Here is a 25742-nt window from a genome sequence, read left to right on the forward strand (position 1 = left end):
CGCACAGGAGCCGCGTTGGTTGGGTATTCTGCCGCACTCGACCTGCCTCACGCCTTGGTCGAGTGGGTCACGATGCTTATCGTCACCCGCGAGGGTGGCCGCCGCTGCAAGCTCCCGCCGCACCAGCGTGCCCTGGTCGGCCTGGTGTACCTGCGCCCGCACGACACCCTCGCCCAGCTCGCTGCCGGGTTCGGCATCTCCGTCGGCATCGCGCACGCCTACGTGGCAGCCGTCGTCGACCTGCTGGCCGACCGCGCGCCCGGCCTGCTACGTGCCCGGCGCGAGGCCGATCCGGACTACGTCCTGTTGGACGTGGATGCAGGAAGCCCGGCGGCGCTCAATGACCTTGTCCAATACGGCGTCGACCTGCTTGCCGCAGGTGATGTGCTCTGCCTTCCAGACGACTTTGACACTCCCAGGAAAGGGGCGAGCGGTTTCAGGCCAGCCTCCTTCATGATCTCAACGGCGATGTCAGGATCTGTCGCGCGCTGAGCGCATTACCGGCAGGGGTACTTCGTCTTGCGGGCGTTGTACAGCGTTGAACGCACGCAGGGACCTGCTGACGCAGTGCCTCGATGGCCTGCTGCCGGGGCGCCGGGCGGCGCCGGCCATTCTTGGCCCCTCACGCGCCACGGACGGTCACTGTCGTGATGCAGCGCCATACGCTCAAGGTAGGGCAACGAGCGCCACCTTGACCCGGCCCGGCCTCTCCCGGCTTCCCAACGGCCGTCTCCGTACGTCCCGTTCGGCCGCCGCCACATCCGGCCGCGGGACCCGCCCCGGTGTCCGCGTCCCGAGCCCGTCCCAGCGCCGGTCCGTCCGCGCAGGTCACAGCCGTGCCGGCGTCCCGGCGTCCCGATCTCGGCCGGACGCGACCACGACGGGACGTCCGCTGCCAGCATCACTCGGGCCGGGAGGGCTCCTGGCGACTCACCAGCAAGAGGAGGAACACCAGATGGGAAAGAGGACGCTTCTGCGGGGTCTGACCCTCGCCGTGGCAGCGGTCCTGCCCCTGTACGGGCAAACGGCCATGCAGGCGGCACAGGCCGCGGCCACCGCGGTCGCGGTCTGCGGGCACACGAGTGCACAGCCCACGCTGGAGCAGGGATCGACGGGGGACGCGACGGTCGAGGCGCAGTGCGAGCTCGACCTCGCGACGAAGCCGAGCCGGTACGCGCCGATCGCGGCTGACGGCACGTTCGGTACGGCAACGGAGACGCGCGTCAGGGAGTTCCAGCGGTGCGCCGGGCTGAGCGCGGACGGCGTGCTCGGCCCGAACACCTGGGTCGCGCTCAACACCTGGGCCGCCCAGCCGCACACCTGCGCGACCCAGGGCACGGCGGGCACGGCGGGCACGGCGCAGGCGACCGTGTGCGGCCACACCGACTCACGCCCGACCCTGAAGAAGGGGGCGAAGAGCGACGAGGTCAAGGAGGTGCAGTGCCGGCTCAACCTCGCCATGGAGCCGTACCACTATCCGCCGCTGACGATCGACGGCGACTTCGGCGGCGGCACCGAGGACCGGGTCATCGAGCTCCAGCACTGCGCCAACCTCAGCGCCGACGGCACGGTGGGCCCGAACACGTGGGCGAAGCTGGTCGAGTGGTCCAGCCGTGACACGTACTGCACCCCGCCACGCCCGGCCGGGCACTCGATCGACGGGCTGGACACGGCCAAGTACCAGCACCCGGGCGGTGCGCCGATCGACTGGAAGGCCGTCCGTGCTTCGGGCGTCGAGTTCGCGACGGTCAAGGCCACCCGGGGCATGAACGTCACCGACGAGTACCTCCCCACCGACCTGGAGGCGGCCCGGGCGGCGGGGCTGGCCGTCGCGCCATACCACTTCTACACGGGCTCGGCCGCCGACACGGGTGCCGCGCAGGCCGACCGGTTCATCGCCGCCGTGCGGGCGACCGGCTACACCGGCAAGCGCGCGGGCGACCTGCCTCCCATCTTCGACCTGGAGCGCATGGACGACGGCAGCGGACGCTGTCCCACCTACGGCACGGTGGCCGACGCCAAGGCCTGGCTGGACCGGGTCGAGAACGCCTTCGGCCGCGTCCCGATGATCTACACCCAGAAGTCCTTCCTGGACGACTGCATGGGGTCGACCACCGCCTTCGCCCGGTATCCGCTTCAGCTCGCGGACTACCGCCAGTCGATCACCCAGCCTCCGCTGCCGAACGGCTCGACGACCTGGGCGATGTGGCAGTACACGGACGCCGCGCTCTTCCCCGGCCTGCGGGCGCCGGCGACCGGGGACGTGTTCAACGGCACCCAGGCCGACCTCGACCGCCTGGCCAACCGGTGATCCCGGCCGTGGCCATCACCGTACCGAGGAGGAACACCATGACCGACCGCTTCTCCCGCGCGGCCCTCGTCGCCCTGCTCGCCGTCCTGGGCTTCACCGTCCCGGCGCCCGCCTCGGCCGCCACCGCCGCCACAAGCTGCTACGGCGGAGCGGTCACGGTCCACTACGGGGAGGTCCGCGACTTCGGTCCGTACGTGACCACGAGCCGCTGCACGGACATCAACATGCGGATGACCGGCGGCGACGCCGACTTCGGCTGGGCCTGCGTGCAGTTCGCGAGGGCCAGCGGCTGTAACTACTGGACCAAGATCGGCCGGAGCTGGACGACCATCGCCACCGACGTCCTGAACGGAACGAAGTTCACCGTGCCCAACGGCGTGGACCTGGAAGGCAGTTCCGCCACCTTCCAGATCGCCTTCTGACCTCCCGCCCACTTCACCGAACGGAGACCACCATGCTCAAGACCCGGGCGCTCGCCTCGGCTCTCGTCACCGTGGCCGCACTGCTGGCAGCGGGTGCCGCGCCCGCCGCCGCACAGTCCTCGGCCGCGGCGACCAGCTGCTACGGCGGCGCGAAGAACCTCAACTACCGCTACCAGGTGGGACCCAAGGACTACGGGCCGTTCACCACGTCCTCGCGGTGCGGTGACATCAACATGCGGCTCACCACGGACGATGGCGGATTCCTCTACGCCTGTGTGGTGTTCGTCGAACACACCGACAAGTGCAACCACGACAACACGTACTCCCTGCACGGCACCCCGTGGGCGACGGTCGCCACCGACGTCAAGGACGGTACCCGCTTCGTTCTGCGCGTCGGCCCCTACGACACCGACGCGCAGAACGTGAACTTCCAGCTCGCCTACTGATCTCCTTCCGTACTTCTCGCACCACCGTTCCGACTGTTCCGAAAGGACGACGATGACCTTCCTCTTCCGTTCTGCCGACGGGCGCTCCGCCGCAGGCCACCCGCTCGACCGCCGCAGCATGCTGCGCGGCACGCTGGCCGTCGGCGCCGGCCTGGCGTTGGGCCCGCTGCTGCTCTCCGGTACCGCGCAGGCCTATTCGTGGTCGCGCACCATGAAGCAGGGCGACAGCGGCGCCGACGTGCTCGAGCTGCAGATCCGGGTATCCGGCTGGGCGGCCGACAGCGCGAGCCACACCCGGGTCGGCCTCGACGGCGACTTCGGCCCCGGCACGCTCGCGGCCGTCAAGCGGTTCCAGGCCGCGTACGGCCTCGACGACGACGGGGTCGCCGGCCCCAACACCCAGGCGAAGCTCAACGCGCTCGAGCAGTCGGACGGCTCCACGGCCCACTTCAACTGGAGCGAGTTCGTGGACCAGTCGAGCGGCACCTTCAACGGCGGCAAGCTGAGCGCTGCGCAGACCAAGGAGAACGCCCGCCGCTGCATGTACAAGCTGGAGGCGCTGCGCAAGAAGCTCGGGGACAAGCCGATCACGGTCAACTCGGGCTTTCGCAGCATCGCGCACAATGCCGACATCGGAGGGGCCAGCGACAGCATGCACCTGTACGGCACGGCGGCCGACCTCGACGTGCCCGGCGTCGCCACGAAGACCGTCTACCAGAAGGCGGAGACCTGCGGGTTCTCCGGCCTGGAGCGGTACACCGTCGACCACCAGCACGTCGACAGCCGGGCCGACCTGGGCCGCGACTGGTGGTGGGAGAGCGGCACGATCTGACGCGGTCGCGGCCCGGCCGCGACCGTGCAGCCCGGGTATCGCGGCGGCGGTACCCGGGCTTCGCGCCTCAGGCCTTGGGCGTGTCCTTCAGCGCCGCCTCGCAGGAGGGCCAGTCGTGAAAGTCGTGCTGCGCACTCCACAGGCGGTGGGCTGCCTTGATGTTCCACTCCGGGTCGAACGCCCGCAGCGGGGTGCCGCCGAGCTCGCGCAGGCGGCCGTCGGAGATCTGGAAGACGCCCCAGTTGCGGCTGCCGTTGGTGTTGGGCAGGACCCACAACGGGTCCAGGAAGGACGCGCAGCGGGCGACGGCCACTGCGGACGTGGGATCCTCGGTGAACACCTGACGGATCCGCTCCGCCACTCTGACCGGCGACCAGGTCGACATGCTCACCGTCCGGGCGTAGAGCGCCTTCTTGGTGTCCTCGTCGACCACGTTGTTGGCCGGCAGGCCCGCCAACACCTGGAAGGCGGTCAGCCTGCGCAGGGTCTCCGGCCCGAAGTCCCCGTCGACGGCGAGCCGGCCCTTCGCCGCCACCAGCAGGCTCTGGACCTCGCGCACGCACTCGTCGTGCTGGCCCATGCTCACCGATCTGCATGCGGGGGAGTACAGCAGCCCGTCGTCCGCCGCCGGTGACCCGTCGGCGGAACGACCGCCGGGCAGCCACACGAAACCGGCCACCAGCAGCACCGCGACCACGGCCGCCAGTACCGCGAAACGGGGAGAGAGCTTCTCGGGCATCCGGGACCGTCCAGGCCGCCCCGCCGTCCCGAGCTCTATCTCCAGCGGGACGACGTCGTCCGCCCCCGCGTCCGCCGCCACGGGAGATACGCCGTGCCTGGGCCCGGGCTCCGCAGCCCCGGCCTCAGCCGTGGTTGCCGCCGGGCTGGCCTCCCGGCTCGCGTCGGCGTCCGATCGTGCCACCGTCTCCGCTCCGGCCTCGGGTTCCGCTGCGGGGCTCTCCTTGGCGGTCCCGGTGGGTGCGTCCCGTTCGGTGTCCGCCAGTGCCCAGAGCCGGTGGAGGTCGCGGAGCTCCTCCGCACTGGCACCGCACACCTTGGCGAAGGAGTGCACGACCCGGTAGTCCGTCGGAACACCGAGCCCCGAGCAGTACCGATGCAGACTGGAACCACTGACGCCCGCCTCCTTGCCGAGACGGTCGTACCCCCGGCCGCTGCGCTCCTTCAGCATGCGAAGACAGGCGGCGAACTTATCGGTATGCGGAGAGGCAACCACACTTCCACCCTTGCTCAAGCCCCTACTGACGGGTAGAAGCTACACCGCACGCCGGAGCGCGTGCGCCCTTTCGCCCATGCAATACGATCGCCATTAGTCTTTCTCTCGACGCAATTCGAAGCAATGTGAGCTCTTTCAGCGTGGCCGCTGATCGGGTGACGGGATCGGGGCCCGCAACGCACGAGGCTCCCGTGCCGTTGGGGGAGGTGTTCGAAGTCTCAACCCACAGGCACAGGAGCCGCGTTGGTTCCGTATTCTGCCGCACTCGACCTGCCCCATGCCCTGGTCGAGTGGGTCACGATGCTCATCGTCACCCGCGACGGTGACCGCCGCTGCAAGCTCCCACCGGCGACGGGCACAAGGTGTCGCAGTGGAGCATCTATGACGGTGCCGGCCTGGGACACGGGCCGCGCGCGGCCGCACTGCGCGCGGTGTGCTCCTGCGGTTGGACCGGGCCGGAGCAGCAACTCGATTGGGATGAGATCGGAGACGGGCAATTCGCGCGTCGGGCTCAGGCGAAGGGTATGCGCTGGTCTGGCGGGTCCTGGCTGCGGGGGAGTCGGTCCTGCGGTGGTGCCAAGGCCAAGCGTGTGGCCTTCCTGGGGGCTGACCAGAGCCGGGCCGGCGGTATTGGTCCGGGACGAGGGAGTTCCTTCTTCATGCGGCCGCGCCGGCGGCCCCGGCTCGACGGCGCCCCTGGCCTGTTCGGCCAACGCGCTCCTCCTGTGGTCGGGATCCTCACTGCACCTGAGTAGTCACCGTTCATCCGTTCATCCGGAAGTAAACCCGCAGGACAGCGGGTTCCATCGGCGGAGATGCACCGCGTCTGGCGTCCTTGGACACTCCCGACGGGAGCGTCCTTCCTGGGATCGGCGCGGATGTTGAGTATGTGCTACTCACATGTCCGCGGTGTCGGCCTGATATCGATGGATACATGCGCCGAGTAATGCAGAGCAGGTTGGGTGGTCCGGATGTTCTCGAGGTCGTCGAGGTTGATGTGCCGCAACCTGGACCGGCAGAGGTCCTGGTCGAGGTGAAGGCCGCCGGCGTGAATCCGGTGGACTGGAAGGTGCGCACCGGGGGAGGCCTGGGCGAACCGCCCTTCTCGGTCGGCTGGGACGTCTCAGGAGTGGTGGCGGGCGTCGGGGCCGGTGTGACGCGCTTCAGGCCCGGAGACGAGGTCTTCGGAATGCCACGGTTTCCGGCCGAGGCGGGAGCGTACGCGCAGTTCGTGACCGCTCCGTCGAGACACCTTGTTCTCAAGCCGCCCGGCATGAGCCATGTCCAAGCGGCGGGCCTTCCCCTAGCGGGTCTTACCGCTTGGCAGGCGCTGGTGGCGGTGGCTGGGCTCGCTGTCGGAGAGCGGGTACTCATTCCGGCTGCGGCGGGAGGCGTCGGCCACCTCGCGGTTCAGATCGCCAAGGCTCACGGCGCCTACGTCATCGCGACCGCCAGCGGAGCAAAGCACGATTTCGTCAGGGGCCTCGGCGCCGATGAGGTCATCGACTACAGGAGCTCTGAAGTGAGCTCGCAGGTGCGAGACGTCGATGTCCTTCTGGCTACCATCGCCGGGCAGATCCGGGACCTGGCTGAGGTGTTGGTGCCCGGTGGCCGAGTCGTCGCACTCAACGGCGTCGATGCGGACACGGTTCGATGGGCCGCGCAGAACGGTCTGCGAGCCGACTTCATGCTGGTGGAGCCTGATCGGGCCGACCTGGAAACCCTGGCTTCTCTCGCCGAAGAAGGTCGGATCACGGTCCACATCGATCGCACGTTTCCTCTTGACCAGGTGATCGACGCCCACCGCCTGGGCGAGGAGGGTCGAACCACAGGGAAGATCGTTCTGATTCCGTAGATGAGGTCTTTCAGCGTTGCCGCTCCAGGGTGAGGACCGCTGCTGCGATTGACGACAGTCGATTCGGGCTGCACCGTGCTCTCCGGAAGATACGCCAGGACTTCTGACGGGCGACTCCGTCCTCGATCGGGGCTCGCACCCTCGACAGCGCCCGGTTTACGGTCTGTTGGGTGAGCGTCAGTTCGCTTCTCGCAGGCCGTCTGGCCGGTGTGGTCACCCACGCGCCGGCGCCGATGCAAGCGCGATCGGCGAGGATCGGCACCCGTTGGCGCTCGCAGATCCTGATGATCCGGTGGGTACGTGTGCGGTGAGGTTGTGGCAGCGCCCCGGCAGGGCTGAGGGGACGGCTACAGCAGTCGGCCGTGGGGATCGGTGATCACCCGCACGTTCACTCCATGCCGACGGTGCTTGGCCGAGTAGTCGGCCCTCATCGAGGCGGTCGCACTCGGCCAGGGTGCCGTCGAGCAGGACGAACGCTGGGTGCGCCTCACTCAGAGTACGCAGCAGACCGGGGCGCGGGCGGCCAGGAGATCGATGACCGCGGTGGTGTAGGCATGCGCGGTGCCGACCGAGATGCCGAACCCGGCGGCGATCTGTGCGAGGAGCTCGTGCTTGCGCAGGTACATCAGAGCGACAACAGCATGCTGGTGCCGTGGGAGCTTGCACTGTCGGTCACCTTCACGGGTGACGACGAGCATGGCGACCCACCCGACGAGCCTTGTGCGTAGTGGCCAAGGTTGCCGTGACCCGATCGGTGGCCTCTGAAAGACCTCATTGGTCGACAGCTCCCTGCTTCAGGTCCCTGCACAGTCGCCTACAAGGGGCCCGTGCGAAGAAACGAGTACCTCTTACTCATCCGGTGGCCTCGCGAGTGGTCCAGCGTTGCTCGTGGGCATGGGCTACCGGCTCATTGCCATGAGACCTAGGAGGACTGATGAGCGCGCACGGCCATGTGGACCTGGGCCACACGGTGGCGGGATGGACCGGCACCTTCATCGCCGTGGCCGGCTTCGGGATCGCCGGCATCGGCGTGATAGCCGTCTCGGCCCTCGTGATCGCCGCTGGGGCTGCGACCGTCCTACTCGCTGCGGGCGTCACGTGGGTGCTCCACCTGGCCGGATGGGGAAAGCCGAGCGGACCTCGTCCCGATGACCAATGGGACTGGCGTGTGCGCGATCTGAGTGCGCGCGGCGGCCACCCGCACTGTCTCGGATGCCGCATGGCCGGCCGGCGACCGGCCACTGTCGTGGAGGGTCGTCATCCGATGCAGGAAACCGCTGACGCCGGGATCTAAGGCAAGTTAATCCTCTGCGAGCCCTTACTGAGCTTTTTCAGAGTGGTCACCGATGGGGTGATGGTGAGGTGGGCCGCAACGCACGAGGCACCGGTGCCGTCGAGGGAGGTGTTCGAAGTCTCAACTCGTCAGCGCAGGTGCCTCGTTGGTTATCTATCCTGCCGCACTCGATCTGCCCCACGCGTTGGTCGAGTGGGTCACCATGCTCATCGTCACCCGCGAGGGTGACCGCCGCTGCAAGCTCCCGCCGCACCAACGTGCGCTCGTCGCTCTGGTGTCCTGCGCAAGCATGACACCCTGGCCCGGATCGCGGCCGGCTTCGGCATCTCGGTGGGTACCGCCCATGCCTACACCACCGCCGTGATCAGCCTTCTCGCTGGTCGGGCACCGGGCCTGCTCAAGGCCCTGCGCGAACACGAACCGGAAGATCGCGATGCAGCCCGAATCGAATGACGTCAATCGCCAGGGCCGTCCTCACCCTGAAGAGGCAGCGCTGAAAACGCTCGATGAATGCGCGCGACAAGGGCATGCCGTGCTGCAAGCCGGTCGGCGTTGTCGGTGAAAGGGTGGGCGGTGTGTCCCCCCTCAGGGTCTTGACGTGGGAGGCGTCGGCCACGCAGCGACACCAGTCCGGCCAGGAGGTCGCGTTGTGTTCGCCGGCAGGACTTCAGGTGACCGCTGGCGTGCCCGCCTCCGCCGTCTGCCGATGCACCTCCCGTGAGTGCGCAGGAATCTGTGGGGAACGGCGGGGTGCACCGAGCATGTCGAGAGCCACCTCCGCGGCGGCCAGGTCCTGGACGCCGAGGCCGATGAGCTTGCAGATGGTGATTTCCTCGTCGTTCTCGCGGCCGGGTGCCGTTCCGGCGAGGACCTCACCGAGTTCCGCGTCGACCCGGCGGTCCTCTTCCGCAAGCCGTGACAGATCGCCGTGGACGGCGGTGAGTTCACGGCTGTCGACCACGATCCGGTCCGCCCGTCTCAGGCTGTCGGAGGTCAGCTCCGCCTTCGTCGGATCGTCGGCGCCGACCGCGTTGATGTGCACTCCGGGTGTCAGCCATGAGGCGCGCACCAGTGGTTCGGTGCTGGAGGTCGCGGTCACCACTACGTCGGCGCCGTCGAACGCGGCGTGGGCGCTGTCCACGCCGATGACGCGCAGATCCGGCCGCCTGGCATGCAACGCGGCGGCGAGCGACTGGACGTGGGACGCGCGCCGTCCCCACACGCGTACGTCGCGCAGCGGGAGTTCGTCGGCCACGGCGAGCGTCTGGAGGTAGGCCTGAGTGCCGGTGCCGATGACCCCCAGGACGCGGGAGTCGCGCCGCGCCATCATCCGCGCGGCGAGGGCTCCCGCGGCGGCCGTCCGCACGTCCGAGAGGTGGTGCTCGTCGTCCAGGAGTGCCCGCAGGTCACCGGTCGCCGCGTCGAAGACGGCAATGACGCCGCTCGTGGGTGTTCCTGCGCGACGTGCACGCTCGAGGAACCACGAGGCGACCTTGACGGTGAAGACCTGCCGGCCCGGCAGCCACGCCGACTTCACGTGGACGTCGCCGTCGGGACCGGCAGGAGCGAACACGGCGGCCGGTGAGTCCCCGAGCCCTCGGCTGTAGTCACGCAGGGCGGCAGCGACGGGCTCCAGCACGTCCCGGTAGCCGACCGTGCTGCGGATCTCCTGCGGCCCGAAGTAGGCGGGCCCGCCGATCACTGCGGCAGCCCTTCGAGGCGCCCTCGGGCGACGACGGCGACCTCTCCGCCGACTCGCACGGAGGAGATGTCCTGTGGCCCGCCGTGGGCGCTGATCGTCATTTCGCTGGGGCGGCCGCAGAACTGGCCCTGGCGCAGCACCTGTCGGTCGCCGTCCCCGAGCCTTTCGTGCCGACGGAGGTAGGCGGCCACACACCCTGCCGCGCTGCCGGTGGCCACGTCCTCGACGACGCCGTCGTTGTTCCAGTGCCGTCCTTCCAGGGCGTCGGCGTCCAGAAGGTAGGCGAACTGCGCTCCGACCTGGGCCAGCGGTTGTGTGATGTCGGACGTGATCCTGGCCCGCTTCAGCGCTCCCGTCCGTACGGGAACGATCAGATAGCGCAGCCCGGTCGAGACGATCTCGGGACGCAGTTCGGCGTGGAGGTCCTCCTCGTCCAGGCAGAACCAGGAGGCCAGGTCGTTCAGCACGGGCCGTCCGAGGAAGTGGGGAGGGCCCTGGTCGAGAACGCTCGCGTATCTCCCGCGGGCACGGCGCTCGGTGACGACCTCCACCGTGCGCGCCTTCAGCTCGAGTGACCATGTACGGCTGGTGTCGCCGCCCGCCACGGCATGCAGAACGCTTGCCGCCCCGATGACCGGATGCCCGGCGAAATCCAGCTCCTCACTGAGATCGAACACCCGTGCCCGCCATGCGTCGCCCGCCTCATCCTTCTGATCCAGGAAGATGGATTCGAAGTGACGCATTTCCTCGGTGATCCGCTGCATTTGGGATCCGTTCAGGCCTGCTGCACCGGGAAAAACGGCAAGACTGTTCCCGCTGAAAGGCGTTCCGCTGAAGACATCGACATGAAAGTAGTGCATAGAACAACGCTACCGATGGGCTGAAACGAGCGGAACCCTCCCCCTGAACAGAGGGGGCATAGCATGTCGTTATGGCCCCCGATCTCGAAACGGCACTGCTGCGCGCATTCGTCAGCTCCGTGCGGTCCGGAAGCATCAGCCGGGCCGCCGCGGCCCTCGGTCACAGCCAGCCCGCTCTCAGCAACCAGCTGCGCAGGCTCGAACGCACCGTGGGCCGGCGGCTGCTGCACCGCGGGACGACCGGTGTGTCCCTGACCAAGTCCGGAGAGATCTTCCTGCCCTACGCCGAGCGGATCCTCGCCATGTCCGCGCAGGCGCTCGCGGCGGCCGGCCCGGTTGTCACCGGACACTGTGGTGTGGGGTTGATGGAGGACTTCGTGACGCCGTCGCTGGTCGAGGCGCTGAGCGATTTCAGTGGCCTCCACCCGGGCGCCAAGCTGGAACTGGTGACAGGCCCCGGGCCCTTGATGAAGCAGTCCCTCGCCGAGGGGCGGATCCAGCTCGCCCTGTGCGACCCCTTCTACCTGGCCGAGGCGCCTCGCTGGACGGCACGCCTCCCACTGGCCTGGTCGGCTGCGCGGACCTTGGACCTGCGCCAGGACCCACTGCCACTTGTGCTCTTCTCCCAGCCGTGCCGCTGGCGGGCTCCCGTGTTCGACGCCCTGGAAGCCGCGGGGATCCGATGGGACGTCGTGTTCGAGAGCACGGCTCTGGGCGCAGTACAAGCCGCCGTGCGTGCCGGCCTCGGCGCCACCGCGCTGCTCCCGGCGAACGTGGAACCGGGGACGGCAGCCGAGGGGCTTCCCGCCCTCCCGGAGGTCGAGATCGCCCTGACCCGTCACACCGGGACAGGCGGCGACCCGCTCCTCGATGCCGTGGAGAACCTCCTGAGGCGACTGACCGACCTCGCGGCGTCGACAGGCTGAAGGACGAAACCGACGCCAGGTCCGGCAGTGGGAAAACAAGACGGTCCGCCCCCGTCGCCGCCCACGAACGAAACGCAGGCGGGATGAATGTGACTCCAACCGCCGCCCGGATGGGCCGTAATCACTTACGCTCGCCGGCCTCGCGTTTGAATCCATTCTCTCGCCATGCGCCGGCAGGGCTGTCGGTCCCCATTCGAGAAGAAAAGCAGTTCACTTGGTCATGGCCGACGCCGGAGTGAGTCTTCGGCTTCACAAAGCAACGCGTTGATCGACTTCCGGGCGCTCGTCGACTGTCGCGTCAGGGCTGGAAGACGTGAGGGGTGCGAACGAGCTCGAGAGCTTTGCTCCCTCGATGTCGATGTCCGGCAGGAGCGCGTCCAGTCGACGGGGCAGCCACCAGGCTTTCTGGCCCAGCAGGGCCAGGACTGCGGGAACGATGGCCATGCGGACGACGAAGGCGTCGAAGAACACCGCGATGGCCAGTCCGAAACCGATCATTTTGATCATGGGCTCACCTGAGCCGATGAAGCCCGCGAAGACAGCGATCATGATGACGGCGGCAGCTGTGACCACCCGCGCGCCGTGCCTGAAGCCGGTGACGATCGCCGTGTGCGGCTGCTCGCCGTGTACGTAGGCCTCGCGCATCCGGGTGACCAGGAAGACCTCGTAGTCCATGGCCAGTCCGAAGACGACGCCCACCATGAAGATCGGCATCATCGAGACGATGGGCCCGGTCTGCTCGACTCCGAAGAGGGAGCCCAGCCATCCCCATTGGAAGACGGCCACGACGGCGCCCAGTGCGGCGGTCACCGACAGAAGGAAGCCCAGGGCTGCCTTGAGGGGCACGAGGACCGAGCGGAAGACGATCATGAGCAGGATGAACGCCAGCCCTACGACCAGTGCGAGGTAGGGCATCAGCGCGCTGTTCATCTTCTGCGAGAAGTCGATGTTGAGGGCCGTGGTCCCGGTGACCAGGACGTCGTCTGCGGTCTCTTTGCGGATCTCCTGGACGAGATGTTCGGTGGACTCGGAGGAAGGACGGTGTGCGGGGACGACCGTGATGACAGATGTGTCTCCGGCGGCATTGGCCGTGGGTGCAGTGATGACCGCGGCGCCCGGGATCTTCTTGAGGGTCGTCACCGTCTGGTCGGCTGCCGTCTTGTCTCCGTCGACGACCACCAGCAGCGGGCCGTTGACGCCGGGCCCGAAGCGGTCGGACAGCAGGTCGTATGCCTTGCGCTGGGTGGTGCTGGCGGGCTGCGCCCCGTCGTCGGGCAGGCCGAGTTCCAGGGACGAGGCGGGAAGGGCGATGGCCCCGAGCCCCAGCACGCCCAGCAGGAGCACGTGCCGGGGGCGCCGCAGGACGAAGTGTGCCCAGCGGGTGCCTCCATTGCGTTCACGGCGTGCTCGAGGCCTGTGACTCTTCTTGCGGCCGGTGATCCGCTTTCCTGCGAATCCGAGGAGTGCGGGTATGAGGGTCAGGGCGATCAGGACGGCGATGAGTACGGTGCCGGCGGCGGCCAGGCCCATTTTGGTCAGCCCGGGGATGCCCACCACGGACAGGCCGGCCAGGGCGATGACCACGGTCAGACCGGCGAAGACGACGGCGGAGCCCGCGGTGCCGACAGCGTGGCCGACGGCTTCCTCGCCTTCTTTGCCCTCGGCTGTTTCTGCTCGGTACCGGGAGACGATGAACAGGGCGTAGTCGATTCCCACGGCAAGCCCGATCATCATGGCCAGGGTGGAGGTGGTGGAACCCAGGTCCAGCACGTTGCTCAGCGCCGTGATGGTGGAGATGCCGATCCCGACGCCGACGATGGCCGTCATCAGCGGCAGACCGGCCGCCACCAGGGAGCCGAAGGTGAGGGCGAGGACGACGCCGGCGATGACGACGCCGATGATTTCGCCCGCGCCCGGTTCGGGCGAAACGGCGAGGGCATCGCCGCCGATCTCGACGTGCATGCCGTCCTGCTCCGCCCGCGCACCGGCCTCGTTGAGCGCCTCTCGGGTGGCATCCGTGATCTGCGGTGCGGTGGCGTCGTAGGTGACGGTCACGAACGCGGTCGAACCGTCTTTCGAGACTGCTCCGGTTTCGTACGGGTCGGCCACCGAGGCGACCTGAGCAGACCCGGCACGCAGGTCCTCGATCGTCTCCTGTACCGCGCTCTGCTGCGCTCTTGCGGTGATCTGGGTGTCGGCAGGGGCCCGCAGGACGACGCGGGCCGTGGCGCCGTCGGCATGAGCGTCGGGCATGCGCTGCTCGAGCAGATCGAGGGCCCTTTGTGACTCCGTGCCGGGCAGGGAGAAGGACGACGACGTGGCGGTGGACGCTGTCGCTGCACCCAGGCCCACCAGGGCCAGAAGAGCCAGCCAGAGGAAAACGACGATCCGGCGTCGGCGGAACGCCAGGCGGGCGAGTCTGTCGAGGTAGGCGGCCACGGGAACTCCCGGAGACTTCGGTGGGCGAAGGGAACAGAGTTGGCCTGCTGCGGCGCGCAGCCGCTTGAGCAGCTTGCTTTCCGGACCGGATGAGCATCCGGCCGGGCGGATTCCCTCAGCACCGATGCTTCCGGCCCCGGCTTCCACGCGAGTGAGTAAACGGTGCCTATGTCGCAGGTCACCCGGTCGGGCCGCTCGGAAGACGTCCGGTGCCGCGGGCTCAAGCCGCCGGCCGGGCCCCGGCGGCGCAACGGCCGTCGTGAGTACGGCAGGTGGCGCCGCCGAGAGGGAAGGCGAGCCCCCGGCCCCGTCGCGCCAACGACTGTGGGCCAACGCGTGTTGACTCTGGCTGGGATTTCGAGCATCCTGTCAACGAGCGTCGGCCAACGCCTGTTGACCTGCTTCCCGGATCAGAAACGGAAGGCTCCGCCATGAACGCCACCGCACTTCCCGCCCGCACCGAAGTCGCCGTTGTCGGCGCCGGACCGGCCGGTCTCGCACTCGCCGTCACGCTCGCTGCCGCGGGCATCGACTTCGTTGTCCTGGACAAGCTGGCGGAGGGTGCCAACACCTCGCGCGCCGCCGTGGTGCATGCCCGCACGCTGGAGGTCCTGGACGAGCTCGGTGCCTCCGAGGAGCTGATCGCGCGAGGCGTCAAGGTCACCCGGTTCGCCGTCCGCGACGGCGCGCGCCGGCTGCTGACGGTGCCGTTCGACACGCTGCCCACGCCCCATCCGTACACGCTGATGGTTCCGCAGTACGAGACCGAGAGCGTGCTGCTGGACCGGCTGCGGGCGCTCGGCGCCGACGTGCACCGCCCCTACGAGGTCGCCTCCGTCGTCCAGGACGAGGAGGGCGTGACGCTCACCATGACCACGGGCGAGACGCTGCGCGCCGCCCACGCCGTCGGCGCCGACGGCATGCACAGCACCGTGCGTGAGGCGGCGGGCATCGGTTTCACCGGCAACGCCTACGCCGAGTCCTTCGTGCTCGCCGACGTGGTGATGGACTGGGTCCCCGGGCCGGACGAGGTCTCGCTGACCTTCGGCACCTTGGGGCTCGCCGTCGTCGCCCCGCTTCCCGGCGGCCACTACCGGGTCGTCGCCACCGTGGACGACGCGCCCGCCTCCCCGGACCTCGACTTCGTCCAGAAGCTGCTCGACGAGCGCGCCCCCGGCCAGGCGAAGGTCACCGGTATGGCGTGGTCGTCACGGTTCCGGGTGCACCACCGGGTAGCCGACCACTACCGCGCCGGCCGTCTGCTGCTGGCCGGCGACGCGGCCCATGTGCACAGCCCCGCCGGCGGTCAGGGGATGAACACCGGCATCCAGGACGGCTACACCCTGGGGCGGGCGTTCGCCACCGGCCGGCTCGACGGCTACGAGGCGCAACGCCGCCCCGTGGCCGAGCGCGTGGTCGCCTTCACCCACCGCATGACCCGCGTGGCCACCACGCGCAGCTCCGTGGCCCGCAGTGTCCGCAACCTCGCACTGCCTCTGCTGGCACATACCCCGATGCCCAAGAAGCTCGCCACCGAGCTCGCCGAGCTCAACTACCGCTAGGCATCGCCCTCCTCGCCGCCGTGCAGGGGGAACCGGCCTGCCCGGCACACCGAACAGGAAGGAAGAAGGAACGTGCGCCGGACCGAACGGCCATCGCGCTTGCGCGCCAGCCCGTGGCGGCACCGACGGACAGCGGGAAGCCAGTTGTGCCCCACCGCAGTTCGGGTCGGCGAAGATCCCCTCACCCGGATGCCGCCTGGAGATATGTCGTCGTGGGACTCCCGCCGCGGCAGGTTCGCCGCGGGACGTCTCAGACCGTCACCTCCTCAAACGTCAGCACCTCGTGGCCGGCATCCCAGAGCAGGTTCAGCAGAGCGCGGACCGATGCCTGGTCCATGGCTTCGGCGACCAGCACGGTGCCGTCCGTGCCGGGCGTGGACACGTGGTCGAACCGCGTCGAGATCACGTCCAGCAGGGAGCGGGCGATCGGTCCGCGCAGCGTCAGCTCGAAACGGGTACGGGTCATACCGTCCAGAAAACCCGTGGCCCGGGTGCCCGCGCACCACCCGCTCGAAAAGAGCACCCCGGGTGGCCTCAGATCAGGCCAAGATCGCGCGCAGCTGCGACGGCGTCGTGCCGGGACGCGACGCCGAGCTTGCGGTAGAGGCTCTTGTTGTACGCCTTGACCGTGTTGATCGACAAGAACAGCTCCGCGCCGATCTCACGCTGGGTCGCCGGCCCTTGCAGAGCCCGCAGGATCGACAGCTCCCTGTCGGTGAGCTCCTCCACAAGAGCACCCGAGCGCACGGCGGTGCGGGCGCCGGCCCGGCCCAGCCGTGCCTCGGTCTCCTCCAGCCGCCGCCGCGCGTAGGCGCTCACCGGCTCCTCGTCCACCACCTCACGGGCCCGCGACAGCGCCGCACGGGCCGCCGACCGCTCACCGCAGGCGAGTTCGGCGTCGGCCAGGTACACCAGCCCGAGGAAGCGCACCGTCGGCCGCGGGTGCAGTTCTGCGAGGGGGACGACCCGCCGCAGCAGGACGGCGGCCGCCTCCATGCGGGCGTTCTGGTAGTTGCGCCTGGCCTGGGCGATGCGCAACGAGGCCACCCCTGGCATGCTCGCCTCCCGGCCCATGCGCTCGACGGCGTCGGCGAGCGGGCCGGCCTCGCCCATGACCCGATCGCACTCCTCGCCGCGGCCGGCTTCGACAAGACTGATCATCAGAGTGCCGGCGGCCTGAAGAACGAGCGTCGGCGGCCACGCCTTGCGGTCGCGCGGCGACGACCACAGGTCGAGCAGCAGGGTTGCCGCCTCGTCGAAGCGGCCGTCACGGCCCAGCATGGCCCCGAGCGCCGCCCGCACGGTCGGATCCCCAGCGCCGCCCCCCTCGGTTTCCTCGCGCAGCGCCTGCTGCACCATGACGACGGATCGCGCGGCCTCGGAATCTGGCATGCCGTAGCCCGCACGCACGCAGCGCACGGCACTGCGGAAGTTGTGCCAACCGGGGACCACGGCGGAGCTATCACTCGCCTCACAGACGTCCAGCCAGCGGTTCACGCCCGCCTGATCGCCGCAGAGCGCTGCCGAGTAGGCCAGCGAGAACGCCAGGGCCGGGCCCACCACCCGGCCGGACAACTCCTCCCCGAACTCCAGGAACGTCGCCGCCTCGCCGCGGGGAAAGAACCACGTGTCCGCGTTGCGCAGCATCAGCTCGGCGGCGGCATCATCGCGGTGGGCCCGCAGCAGGTGGCGTACTGCGTCGTCGATCCGGTCCTGTGCCGCGAACCAGTCCGCGGCATGGCCGAGAACCTCCTTCGGGTCCGTCGTCGTCTCGCCTGCCAGAACATCCCGCAGCAGACGATGGCACCGGTACCACCGCTGTTCGTCGTCCAGCGCGGCCACGAAAAGATCCGCCCTGACCAGATCGGCCAGCACTGCGGCCGAACCCGTCACCTGCAGCGCAGCGTCACACAGCGCACCCGAGAGCCGTTCGAGCGGCGCGGCCCGCACGAGCAGGTCACGCTGCCTGGGCTCGAGAGCGGGCAGCACCTCGGCCGCAAAATAATCCAGCAGATGCCGATCACCGGCGGGCGCCTTCGCCGGGTCCGCGCGCAGCGCGAGGGCAGCCAGCTGCAGCCCGGCAGCCCACCCCTCCGTCCGCTCCCACACGCCGGCTGCGGCCGCGCCGTCGAGGTCGTGCCCCGACACCGCCGACAACAGGGCAGCCGCCTCGCCGGGCGAGAACCGCAGCTGTGCCGCCCGCAACTCCGTCAGGTCGCCACGGGCCCGAAGCCGCGCGATCGGCAGCGGCGGATCCGTACGTGCGGCGATCACCACCCGCAACGAGGCGGGCAGGTACGTCACGAGGTACTCGAGCGCCTCGTGGATCCGCGGATCGGCGAGCAGATGGTAGTCGTCGAGCACCAGTACATGCGGTACCGCGGACGCGGCCAGCTCGTTCAGCAGCATCGGCAGAGCAAGGTCGATCGGGGGGACGCCGGCCGCGTCCAACGCCTGAAGCGGACCTGCGCTGACCACCCCGCCGGCGCCGCGCAGCGCGGTGAGGACATAACTCCAGAACCGCACGGGCTCGTCGTCGCTCTCGTCGAGCGAGACCCATGCGATGCGGCGCTTCTCTTCGGGATCCGCCGCCCAGCCGCTCAGCAGACTCGTCTTGCCCCAGCCGGCGGGCGCCACCACCACGGTCAGCCGGGTCTCGGCCAGACGCAACTGCCGCTGCAGGCGTTCGCGCGGGACCGCGCCGGCCCGGGCCGGCGGGACCACCTGTTTCACCGTGAGCAGTGGCCGCGTAGATATCTTCGACGTCACGACGCTCCCGACCTGCGGCGCCCAGCACCGCAACCCGACGCCGATTCTGCCAGCTCCACCACCCCGGGTACATCTTGTGGCGGGGTGGTGCGCGAGCACCCTGTCCCACGCGAATCTCCTGCCACGACCGCGGCCGCGCGACAGGAGAGACGCAATGGCCACGAACACTGCCACACAGGATCACCCGGAAATAGCCCTGACCCGCAGGGACGGGCTGAAGCTGGCCGGCCTCGGCCTCGGCTCGATGGCGGCACTGGGCGTAGGCGTCGGCGGAGTCCGGGCCGTCACCAACGGCGCCTTCAGCGCCGGATCCGGCGATCCGTACGACCTCTGGCACGACTGGAGCTCGATGACAGGCATCGAGCGGGTGGTCGCCGCCGGCGTCCTCGCCTGCAACCCGCACAACACCCAGCCCTGGCGAATGATCGTCGACGGCGACACCATCGACGTCCACTCCGACCCCAGCAGGAGGATGCCGCTCAACGACGTGAGCGGCCGCGAACACTTCGCCGGCCTCGGCTGCGCCGTCGAGAACATGGTGATCGCCGCCGGAGCGGCCGGCGCGACGTCGCAGGTCACCCTCTTCCCGCACGGCCCGGCCTCGGACCACGTCGCGCGCATCGCCCTCAGGAAGGACCGCACCAGGCAGGACCGTGACCTCGCCGCCGCGATCCCGCACCGGCACACCAACCGCGGCCCGTACACATCCGCACCCGTCGACCTGAGCGGCTTCACCGAACAGAGTTCCCGCATCGACGGAGCGAATGTGCTGTGGATCACCGAACCGACGACGCGCAAGCAGCTGGGCCGGCTCTACGTCGAGGCCACCGAGGCGATCACCGCAGACACCGCCCAGTCGACGGAAGCCTTCAGCTGGTTCCGCAGCGCGCGCGGCAGCATCGACAAGTACCGCGACGGGCTCACCCTCGACGCTCAGGGCCTCGGCGACCTGGCCCTGTTCGCCGCGAAACTCCTCCCGGCGCAGTCCCGCACGGACGGCGACGCCTACTGGGTCAAGGCCACCCGCGAGGTGCACACCGCGACCGCCGCCGCCTACGGCGTCATCACCGTCGACGACGTCACCGACCGAAGCGCCCAGGTCAACGGCGGACGGCTGCTGGCCCGGATGCACCTCACCGCCACCGCACTCGGCCTGGGCCTGCACCACATGAACCAGATCACCGAACGCATCGACCGCGACAAAGCGGTCGGCAACCCCGATGTCTTCTCCGCACGCTGGGCCGCCCTGCTCGGCCGCCCCGCCTCGAGCGGCCTGCTGTCCTTCCGTATCGGTCACCCCGAGCGCACGCCGGGCCTCAGCCCGCGCCGCAGCCTCGACGACGTCGTCGCCGGCTGACTACTGCGAAGAGCGGTGGGGCCAAGTGCACCGTCGCTGCTCACCAGGTTTCATCCAAAGGAGGTTCCCCCATGACCGGCATTTCTGACCAGGCCGGCGGACCGGTGCGCACCTTGCGCCCCGGTGCCGTTCTGGCCGTCACCTGCCTGGCACTGGCGACCGTCGTCTCTGCGATGGCTTCGCTGAGCGTGGCGTTGCCCGACGTCGCCCGCGAGACGCACGCCAACCAGACCCAGCTGTCGTGGATCATCGATTCCTACAGTCTGATCTTCGCTTCGTTCCTGCTGTTCGCCGCGACCCTCGGCGACCGCTTCGGCCGTCGCAAGGCACTGCTCGGCGGCGTCGCAGTGTTCGGTGGAATATCACTCGCCGCGACCTTCACGGCCGAGCCGGGCGTCCTGATCGCCCTTCGTGCGGTGCTGGGCGTGGCAGCCGCGTTCGTCATGCCCGCCACGCTGTCCACGATCACCAGCACGTTTCCCCGAGCCCAGCAGGCGCGTGCCATCAGCATCTGGGCGGGGGTCGCGGGCGCCAGCGCCGCGCTGGGACTGCTCGCCTCCGGAATACTGCTCGAGGCGTGGTCGTGGCGATCGGTGTTCTGGCTGAACGCCGTCATGGCCGCGGTGGCGTTCATCGGCACCTACCTCTTCGTGCCGGAGTCCGCGCAGCCGGGCAGGCAGCGCATCGATGTGACCGGGGCGGCTCTCACCGTGGCGGGACTGGGCGTGCTGGTCTACTCGGTCATCGAGGCGCCCGAGCACGGCTGGGGCAGCACGCGCACCCTGGCAGGCATGGCCATCGGGCTCGCCGTCCTGGTCGCCTTCGTCGCCTGGGAGCTCAGGCACCCGCACCCCCTGCTCGATCCGCGGCTGTTCCGCAACAAGCTGTTCGCGGCCGGGTCGATCTCGACCACTTTGCAGTTCTTCGCGTTCTTCGGGTTCATCTTCGTCACCATGCAGTACCTCCAGCTGGTGCGCGGCGACAGCGCACTGATGGCCGCGGTGAGCGTGCTGCCGATGTCCGCGGCGATGATCCCCAGCGCCCGCCTCAGCCCGCTCCTGGTCGCCCGGCGAGGCATGCGAGCCCCCTGGACCGTCGGCCTCGTCCTGGTCACCACCGGCCTGGTCGTGCTGGCCCAGCTCGACGCCGGCAGCTCGTACTGGCTGGTCGTCGGCGGTCTCCTGCCGCTCGGTGCGGGCATGGGCCTGGCCACGACGCCGGCCACCGCGGCCATCACCGACGCCCTGCCGCCCCGTCTGCAGAACGTGGGATCCGCCGTGAACGACCTCTCCCGCGAACTCGGCGGCGCCCTGGGCATCGCCGTCCTCGGCAGCCTCATGAGCGCCCAGTACCGTGACTCCCTCGACACCGGCGGCCTCCCCGCCCCGGTCGCGGAAGCAGCCCGCTCCTCCCTCGCCGCCGCCAACCACATCGGCCACGCCACGGGCAACCCGGCACTGATCGACGAGGCCCGCGACGCCTTCGCCTCCGGCATGCAGCTCTCTCTCATCGGCGGCGCCGCGACCACCGTCCTGGCCGCCGTCGTCGTCACCCTCCTGCTGCGCCGTCCCGGCAAGCCCGGCACGGAGCAGGCAGAGACGCCGAACAGCGGCACACACCGCGACACGGCCAAGTCGACCGCGTAGCCACGGCCGACCGCCCGACAGCCACCACGACGGCGCGAGGGCCGCACCCCGCCGCCCCGCGCCGTACCAGGAAGGACCCGGCCATGACGCTGCCGCACCAGCCCCACCCTCCGCACCTGCCCGAACCCCTGGTGCCCCTCACCCGGGCCTTCTCCCTGCTGGGCAGACGCGGGACCGGGCTGATCATCACGGCCCTCGCCAGGGGTCCGGCCGACGTCGCCCAGGTGTGCGAGCGCCTCCCCGGCCTCAGCGAAGGCGTGCTCACCCGGCGCCTGCGCGAACTCACCACCCTCGGCCTCGTGACCCGAACCGCCGCGCCGGACACGCCATCACGTTCCCGCTACGCGCTCTCCCCCCACGGCAAGGCCCTCCTCATCCCCCTGGCATCCCTGACCGTCTGGGCGGAGGACCACCTCTGCGCCAACACCCCGCAGGCCAAGACCGGTCGCAGAAGGCAACCGGGGCACCCGGCTCGGGTTCCTGGCCTCCACCAGCGCCATACGCACGCAGCTGGCCGAGGAAACGTCCGTGAAGGACGTGAAGGTGAGCAGACGGCCACACCTGCGCCGCGAGGGCGTCGTGACAGCAGGCGCGCCCGAGCCTCGCTGCGCGCCTCACGCCTGGGCAACCGGTAAAGCGCCTCGACGACCTTCGCCCCTCTACACCCGATCCCGCCTCACTTGAAGGAGTCAGATGCCCACGCTCGATCGTCACGACGACGTTTTCGTTCTCGACCTCGGAGACGGCGAGAACCGCTTCCACCCCGACTGGCTCGCCTCCCTCGCCACTGCACTGGACAAGGTCGAGAAAGAGAGCGGCCCGCGCGCCCTGGTGACCACCGCGACGGGAAAGTTCTACTCCAACGGCCTGGACCTGGACTGGCTGCTGGCCCACCTGGACGAGCACCCCGACTACGTCGTCCGCGTCCAGGAGCTCTTCGCGCGCATGCTGTCCCTGCCGATGATCACCGTTGCGGCTCTGCAGGGACATGCCTTCGCGGCCGGAGCGATGTTCTCCCTCGCTCACGACTTCCGCATCATGCGCGCAGACCGCGGGTACTGGTGCCTGCCCGAGGCAGACATCGACATCCCCTTCACCCCTGGCATGTCCGCACTCATCCAGGCCCGGCTGGGCCCGCACACCGCGCACCGGGCCATGCTCACCGCGCACCGCTACGGCGGACCCGACGCGGTGGCCGCCGGCATCGTCGACCGAGCAGTCGCCGAGGACGACGTGCGCACGGCGGCCATCGCACTGGCCCAGTCACAGGCGAGCAGAGCGGGGGCCACCCTCGGCACCATCAAGGCCCGCATGTACGCCCCGGCCCTGACCACGCTGCGCGACACCACCCTTCCTCTCAGCTGAAGCGCCGTACACGCCGTCGTGCCGGCCGGTGCGGGCCGTCGCGAAGGAGCAGGCGCGGCACGTCCGCGGCGCGTCCTCCGCAGGCCGCAGGCCGCGGACGAGCTTGGCGGGCGTGCGGGCCGGAGCCGGGTAGGACGCGGCGATGATCAGGCAGGTTCCAGCGGCCGCCGCATCCGGAATCCCGCAACCCGGGCCTGGTGCGTAGTCGTTGCAGACCCCGAGGTCCACCTCACTCCTCTAGGGGCCACGGGCACCGGAGCGTGTGAAGGTGTCCTTCGGCGTCTGGCATGTGCGAGCTGCGGTGGCGGACCCCCGGAGAGCTAAAGGGCCCACTCCCGACAGCCTCCCCACCAAAACCATGGTGCTCGGAACCGGCAGGCACTCGGAAAGCACTGGCCAAGGACATCCAGGGGGTCTACCTTCAGCGGCGACGAATTCAGGGGAGTGGTCGGCAGCGACGGGCGACTGGGCAGACACTCAGCGAGAAATGGGTAAGGTCGGCCTCCAGATATAGCTGGGGAACTTCGGATGACGAAAAATCACGTTCTACAGCAAAGAAGGCAAAGCAGTGCCGTGGAATGAGATGGAGTGGTTGCGCGCTGCCGCCTGCGTGGGCGAGGACCCCGAACTGTTCTTCCCCGTGGGCACCACCGGGCCGGCGCTGCGGGAGGCCACCGCCGCCAAACGCGTCTGCGCCCGCTGCCCGGTGAGGGGCGAGTGTCTGTCCTACGCCCTCGGCACCGCACAGACGTCGGGTGTGTGGGGAGGGACCGGCGAGGAGGAACGCACGGAGCTGCTCCGAACCGCCAGGTATGAAGCGACGAGGAGGAGTCTCGCCCGAACCGAGCTGGGACGCATTGAGCCCTTTCCAATGGCGTCGGCTGGGCAGTTGGCCTGACGGGCGGATGGAGCCCCTGGTAGTTGGGTTTTCCGCCAAGAGAACCGTCTCTACTCGAGGCTTCGCATGCTTGTCTACCCGTCCGGCGTCGACGTGGCCAGCTCTGCCCTCCGCTAGTGCTCTGGACCGGGAAGGTTCACCGGGTCGTTGGTGCGTTGAAAGGCCGGGCCTGGCGAGGAAAACTGGTTGCGGGGCTGGGGCATGCCTGACACGGTGCGGGTTTCCGTAACACCCGTGAGGTTCCCATGACGATTTACTTCTATGGTGCCGACGAAGTCCCTTATGGATGCTTCTCGAACTTCTCCGATCACGGCTTCGACCTCGACGGGGTCTGGTGGCCAACATCGGAGCACTACTTCCAGGCGCAGAAATTCAAGGGCACTCGTCACGCGGATCTCATCCGGCGTGCTCGCACGCCGCTGCGCGCAGCGGAGCTGGGCCGTGACTCGTGTAAACCTCTGCGGAGGGACTGGGAGCGGGTCAAGGATGAGGTGATGCGCCGTGCGGTGGGAACCAAGTTCCGCGCGCATGCCGATATCCGTGACATTCTGCTGTCCACCGGTGACGAAGAGATCGTCGAGGACACCACCACCGATCACTACTGGGGTCGCGGCAGGACCGGGAACGGCAAGAACATGCTCGGGCGGATTCTGGTGCGCACCCGTAGCCAGCTGCACGCCGAACTCACCGAAGCTCTCGACAGCGATGGCCGCCGCCCGAGGCGGTGATCCGGGAGATGTGTGCGGTGTGTCGCATGTGTAGGACGGGTCAGGCCGCGGTCTCGAGTACCGGGCGTCCTCTCCAGCGGATGCCTTTCTTCCCTTGAGCCGGGACGGTGGTTCGCAGGGCCTGTCCGGCCGGCGTACGTGGCGGATGCCTGAGACTCGTGCTGTTGGCGGCTTCGGTCGGCCTCTTCAGGGGGAGGGGAGAGCAGCCTGGAGCGTGGCATACATCGGCAAGAGGTCGCCCAGGCCGACGATGTACAAGAGCCGCTGCACGCGCTGGGGAACGCGGGCCAGGCGAAGCCAGCCGTTGGTCTCCTGCGCGGCACGGTGAGCGTAGACGAGGAAGGAGATGCCGCTGCAGTCCATGAACGTGACGTGTTCGAAGTCGATGACCGTGCACGGCGCGCATCGGTCGCCTGCGCCGCTGTCGAACGCCCAGCCCACGAAGGACACGCTGCTGTAGTCGATCTCCCCGCTCAAGGCCAGGACGTGCACACCGGCAGGAGTGGTGTGCTGGAAGACGGTCAGGGGGGATACGTTCATGGGACCACCTCGTTTCCTCCGGAGATCCACGCAACGGAGTCGGCGTCCTCCCCCACGCAAGCGCATGGACGGTTGCAACGTCAACAAAATCCGGGTTCGTATACCGCACCGCTCCATGGAAGGGTGCGAGGCCAGTGACCGGGACCGCGAGGCGCTCTCGTCGGACCGGGACACGCTGACCGGGGTGAGCATGGCCTCCAAACGCTGGTGCGCCAGTCAACTGGCTTCAGTGGCAGGCCGGCGATTTCGGTGCCGGCGAAGGCGCGAATCCTGGAAGCGTTGCAGTAGTAGTGCGGCGGGCGGGGCCAGGCTCGCTGGGCTCCTGAATTGGAGAGGGTGCCTGTCAGCGCAGTCGCGCCGGTTCTGCGAGGTTGTGTAGGTCGTCGACCCCGACGGCGAAGACGTACGGATCGCGTCAGCGCGTCCCACAGCTGCCGCAGGTGCGATCAGTCGTGACGGGACCACGACGCGCAGAATCCGCAGTGCACCCTCCCGGCCTCACGGCCTTGGCCAAGCACGACGCTGCCCGTGCCGGCACGAGGCGGGGCACAGGCAG

Annotated in this window: 21 protein-coding genes and 4 pseudogenes; 17 read left to right on the top strand and 8 right to left on the bottom strand. The window is 69.2% G+C overall.

All coding sequences use genetic code 11. The features are described 5' to 3' along the window. Positions 1-15 precede the first annotated feature (15 nt). The 5 genes and pseudogenes from OHS71_RS40405 to OHS71_RS40425 all read left to right on the top strand — a co-directional run. Positions 16-312 (top strand): annotated as a pseudogene (locus OHS71_RS40405) (helix-turn-helix domain-containing protein); the annotation flags it as partial. Positions 313-955: 643 nt separating this feature from the next. Then, positions 956-2311, top strand: coding sequence for a GH25 family lysozyme (locus OHS71_RS40410; protein WP_328484264.1), 1356 nt, complete (start codon positions 956-958; stop codon positions 2309-2311). Between the two features lie 38 nt (positions 2312-2349). Next, complete coding sequence (locus OHS71_RS40415; RefSeq protein ID WP_328484265.1) at positions 2350-2733, top strand: hypothetical protein; 384 nt, start codon at positions 2350-2352, stop codon at positions 2731-2733. Positions 2734-2765: 32 nt separating this feature from the next. Beyond that, a complete protein-coding gene (locus tag OHS71_RS40420) occupies positions 2766-3179 on the top strand; it encodes a hypothetical protein (RefSeq protein ID WP_328484266.1) in 414 nt (137 codons plus the stop codon). A 52-nt stretch (positions 3180-3231) separates the two neighbouring features. After that, positions 3232-4011: a D-Ala-D-Ala carboxypeptidase family metallohydrolase gene (locus OHS71_RS40425; RefSeq protein ID WP_328484267.1), complete on the top strand. Its 780-nt coding sequence runs from the start codon at positions 3232-3234 to the stop codon at positions 4009-4011. A gap of 67 nt (positions 4012-4078) precedes the next feature. Here the strand turns inward: OHS71_RS40425 and OHS71_RS40430 are convergent, their stop codons facing one another. Beyond that, positions 4079-5200: a helix-turn-helix domain-containing protein gene (locus OHS71_RS40430; RefSeq protein WP_443047141.1), complete on the bottom strand. Its 1122-nt coding sequence runs from the start codon at positions 5198-5200 to the stop codon at positions 4079-4081. Between the two features lie 288 nt (positions 5201-5488). On the opposite strand from OHS71_RS40430, the pseudogene OHS71_RS40435 reads away from it, so the two are divergent. Beyond that, positions 5489-5593 (top strand): annotated as a pseudogene (locus OHS71_RS40435) (IS5/IS1182 family transposase); the annotation flags it as partial. Positions 5594-6179: 586 nt separating this feature from the next. Continuing rightward, entirely contained in the window at positions 6180-7100 is a 921-nt protein-coding gene (locus OHS71_RS40440) for an NADP-dependent oxidoreductase (protein WP_328484269.1), read from the top strand. A 10-nt stretch (positions 7101-7110) separates the two neighbouring features. Here the strand turns inward: OHS71_RS40440 and OHS71_RS40445 are convergent. After that, positions 7111-7798, bottom strand: a pseudogene (locus OHS71_RS40445) (transposase family protein). A gap of 236 nt (positions 7799-8034) precedes the next feature. On the opposite strand from OHS71_RS40445, the gene OHS71_RS40450 reads away from it, so the two are divergent. Next, positions 8035-8394, top strand: a complete 360-nt coding sequence (locus OHS71_RS40450) for an HGxxPAAW family protein (protein WP_328484270.1) — start codon at positions 8035-8037, stop codon at positions 8392-8394. A gap of 145 nt (positions 8395-8539) precedes the next feature. Then, a pseudogene (locus OHS71_RS40455) lies at positions 8540-8820 on the top strand (helix-turn-helix domain-containing protein); the annotation flags it as partial. Positions 8821-9061: 241 nt separating this feature from the next. On the opposite strand, the gene OHS71_RS40460 reads toward OHS71_RS40455, so the two are convergent. Both OHS71_RS40460 and OHS71_RS40465 read right to left on the bottom strand, forming a co-directional pair. Continuing rightward, complete coding sequence (locus tag OHS71_RS40460) at positions 9062-10096, bottom strand: ornithine cyclodeaminase family protein (RefSeq protein WP_328484271.1); 1035 nt, start codon at positions 10094-10096, stop codon at positions 9062-9064. Continuing rightward, a complete protein-coding gene (locus tag OHS71_RS40465; protein ID WP_328484272.1) occupies positions 10093-10956 on the bottom strand; it encodes a PhzF family phenazine biosynthesis protein in 864 nt (287 codons plus the stop codon). Before OHS71_RS40465 ends, OHS71_RS40460 begins: the two co-directional genes overlap by 4 nt. Positions 10957-11027: 71 nt before the next feature. On the opposite strand from OHS71_RS40465, the gene OHS71_RS40470 reads away from it, so the two are divergent. Further along, the gene (locus OHS71_RS40470; protein ID WP_328484273.1) at positions 11028-11882 is read left to right on the top strand and encodes a LysR family transcriptional regulator; all 855 of its coding nucleotides are present in this window, start codon (positions 11028-11030) and stop codon (positions 11880-11882) included. Between the two features lie 249 nt (positions 11883-12131). Here the strand turns inward: OHS71_RS40470 and OHS71_RS40475 are convergent, their stop codons facing one another. Further along, on the bottom strand, positions 12132-14321 hold the full coding sequence (locus tag OHS71_RS40475; protein ID WP_328484274.1) for an MMPL family transporter: 2190 nt from the start codon (positions 14319-14321) through the stop codon (positions 12132-12134). A gap of 431 nt (positions 14322-14752) precedes the next feature. Here OHS71_RS40475 and OHS71_RS40480 point away from each other — a divergent pair, with 431 nt between their 5' ends. Continuing rightward, positions 14753-15883: an FAD-dependent oxidoreductase gene (locus OHS71_RS40480; protein WP_328484275.1), complete on the top strand. Its 1131-nt coding sequence runs from the start codon at positions 14753-14755 to the stop codon at positions 15881-15883. 250 nt (positions 15884-16133) lie between these two features. Here OHS71_RS40480 and OHS71_RS40485 read toward each other — a convergent pair whose 3' ends face one another. Both OHS71_RS40485 and OHS71_RS40490 read right to left on the bottom strand, forming a co-directional pair. Next, complete coding sequence (locus tag OHS71_RS40485) at positions 16134-16349, bottom strand: hypothetical protein (RefSeq protein WP_328484276.1); 216 nt, start codon at positions 16347-16349, stop codon at positions 16134-16136. A gap of 68 nt (positions 16350-16417) precedes the next feature. Beyond that, entirely contained in the window at positions 16418-18826 is a 2409-nt protein-coding gene (locus tag OHS71_RS40490) for a helix-turn-helix transcriptional regulator (RefSeq protein WP_328484277.1), read from the bottom strand. On the opposite strand from OHS71_RS40490, the gene OHS71_RS40495 reads away from it, so the two are divergent. From OHS71_RS40495 to OHS71_RS40520, 6 genes are all read left to right on the top strand, one after another. Then, on the top strand, positions 18807-20009 hold the full coding sequence (locus OHS71_RS40495; RefSeq protein ID WP_328484278.1) for an Acg family FMN-binding oxidoreductase: 1203 nt from the start codon (positions 18807-18809) through the stop codon (positions 20007-20009). The two genes, OHS71_RS40490 and OHS71_RS40495, sit on opposite strands and share 20 nt — an antisense overlap. A gap of 71 nt (positions 20010-20080) precedes the next feature. Further along, positions 20081-21655, top strand: coding sequence for an MFS transporter (locus OHS71_RS40500; RefSeq protein ID WP_328484279.1), 1575 nt, complete (start codon positions 20081-20083; stop codon positions 21653-21655). Positions 21656-21738: 83 nt separating this feature from the next. Beyond that, positions 21739-22290 carry a winged helix-turn-helix transcriptional regulator gene (locus tag OHS71_RS40505; protein WP_328484280.1) on the top strand — a complete coding sequence of 184 codons (552 nt, stop codon included), beginning with the start codon at positions 21739-21741 and terminating at the stop codon, positions 22288-22290. Positions 22291-22348: 58 nt separating this feature from the next. Further along, the gene (locus tag OHS71_RS40510) at positions 22349-23020 is read left to right on the top strand and encodes an enoyl-CoA hydratase-related protein (RefSeq protein ID WP_328484281.1); all 672 of its coding nucleotides are present in this window, start codon (positions 22349-22351) and stop codon (positions 23018-23020) included. Between the two features lie 583 nt (positions 23021-23603). Next, positions 23604-23918 carry a WhiB family transcriptional regulator gene (locus tag OHS71_RS40515; RefSeq protein WP_328484809.1) on the top strand — a complete coding sequence of 105 codons (315 nt, stop codon included), beginning with the start codon at positions 23604-23606 and terminating at the stop codon, positions 23916-23918. A 245-nt stretch (positions 23919-24163) separates the two neighbouring features. Beyond that, positions 24164-24646: an NADAR family protein gene (locus OHS71_RS40520; protein WP_328484282.1), complete on the top strand. Its 483-nt coding sequence runs from the start codon at positions 24164-24166 to the stop codon at positions 24644-24646. A gap of 186 nt (positions 24647-24832) precedes the next feature. Here OHS71_RS40520 and OHS71_RS40525 read toward each other — a convergent pair whose 3' ends face one another. Beyond that, positions 24833-25186, bottom strand: a complete 354-nt coding sequence (locus tag OHS71_RS40525) for an STAS domain-containing protein (protein WP_328484283.1) — start codon at positions 25184-25186, stop codon at positions 24833-24835. Positions 25187-25742 lie beyond the last annotated feature (556 nt).

It is taken from the genome of Streptomyces sp. NBC_00377 (assembly GCF_036075115.1).
Lineage (GTDB): Bacteria > Actinomycetota > Actinomycetes > Streptomycetales > Streptomycetaceae > Streptomyces.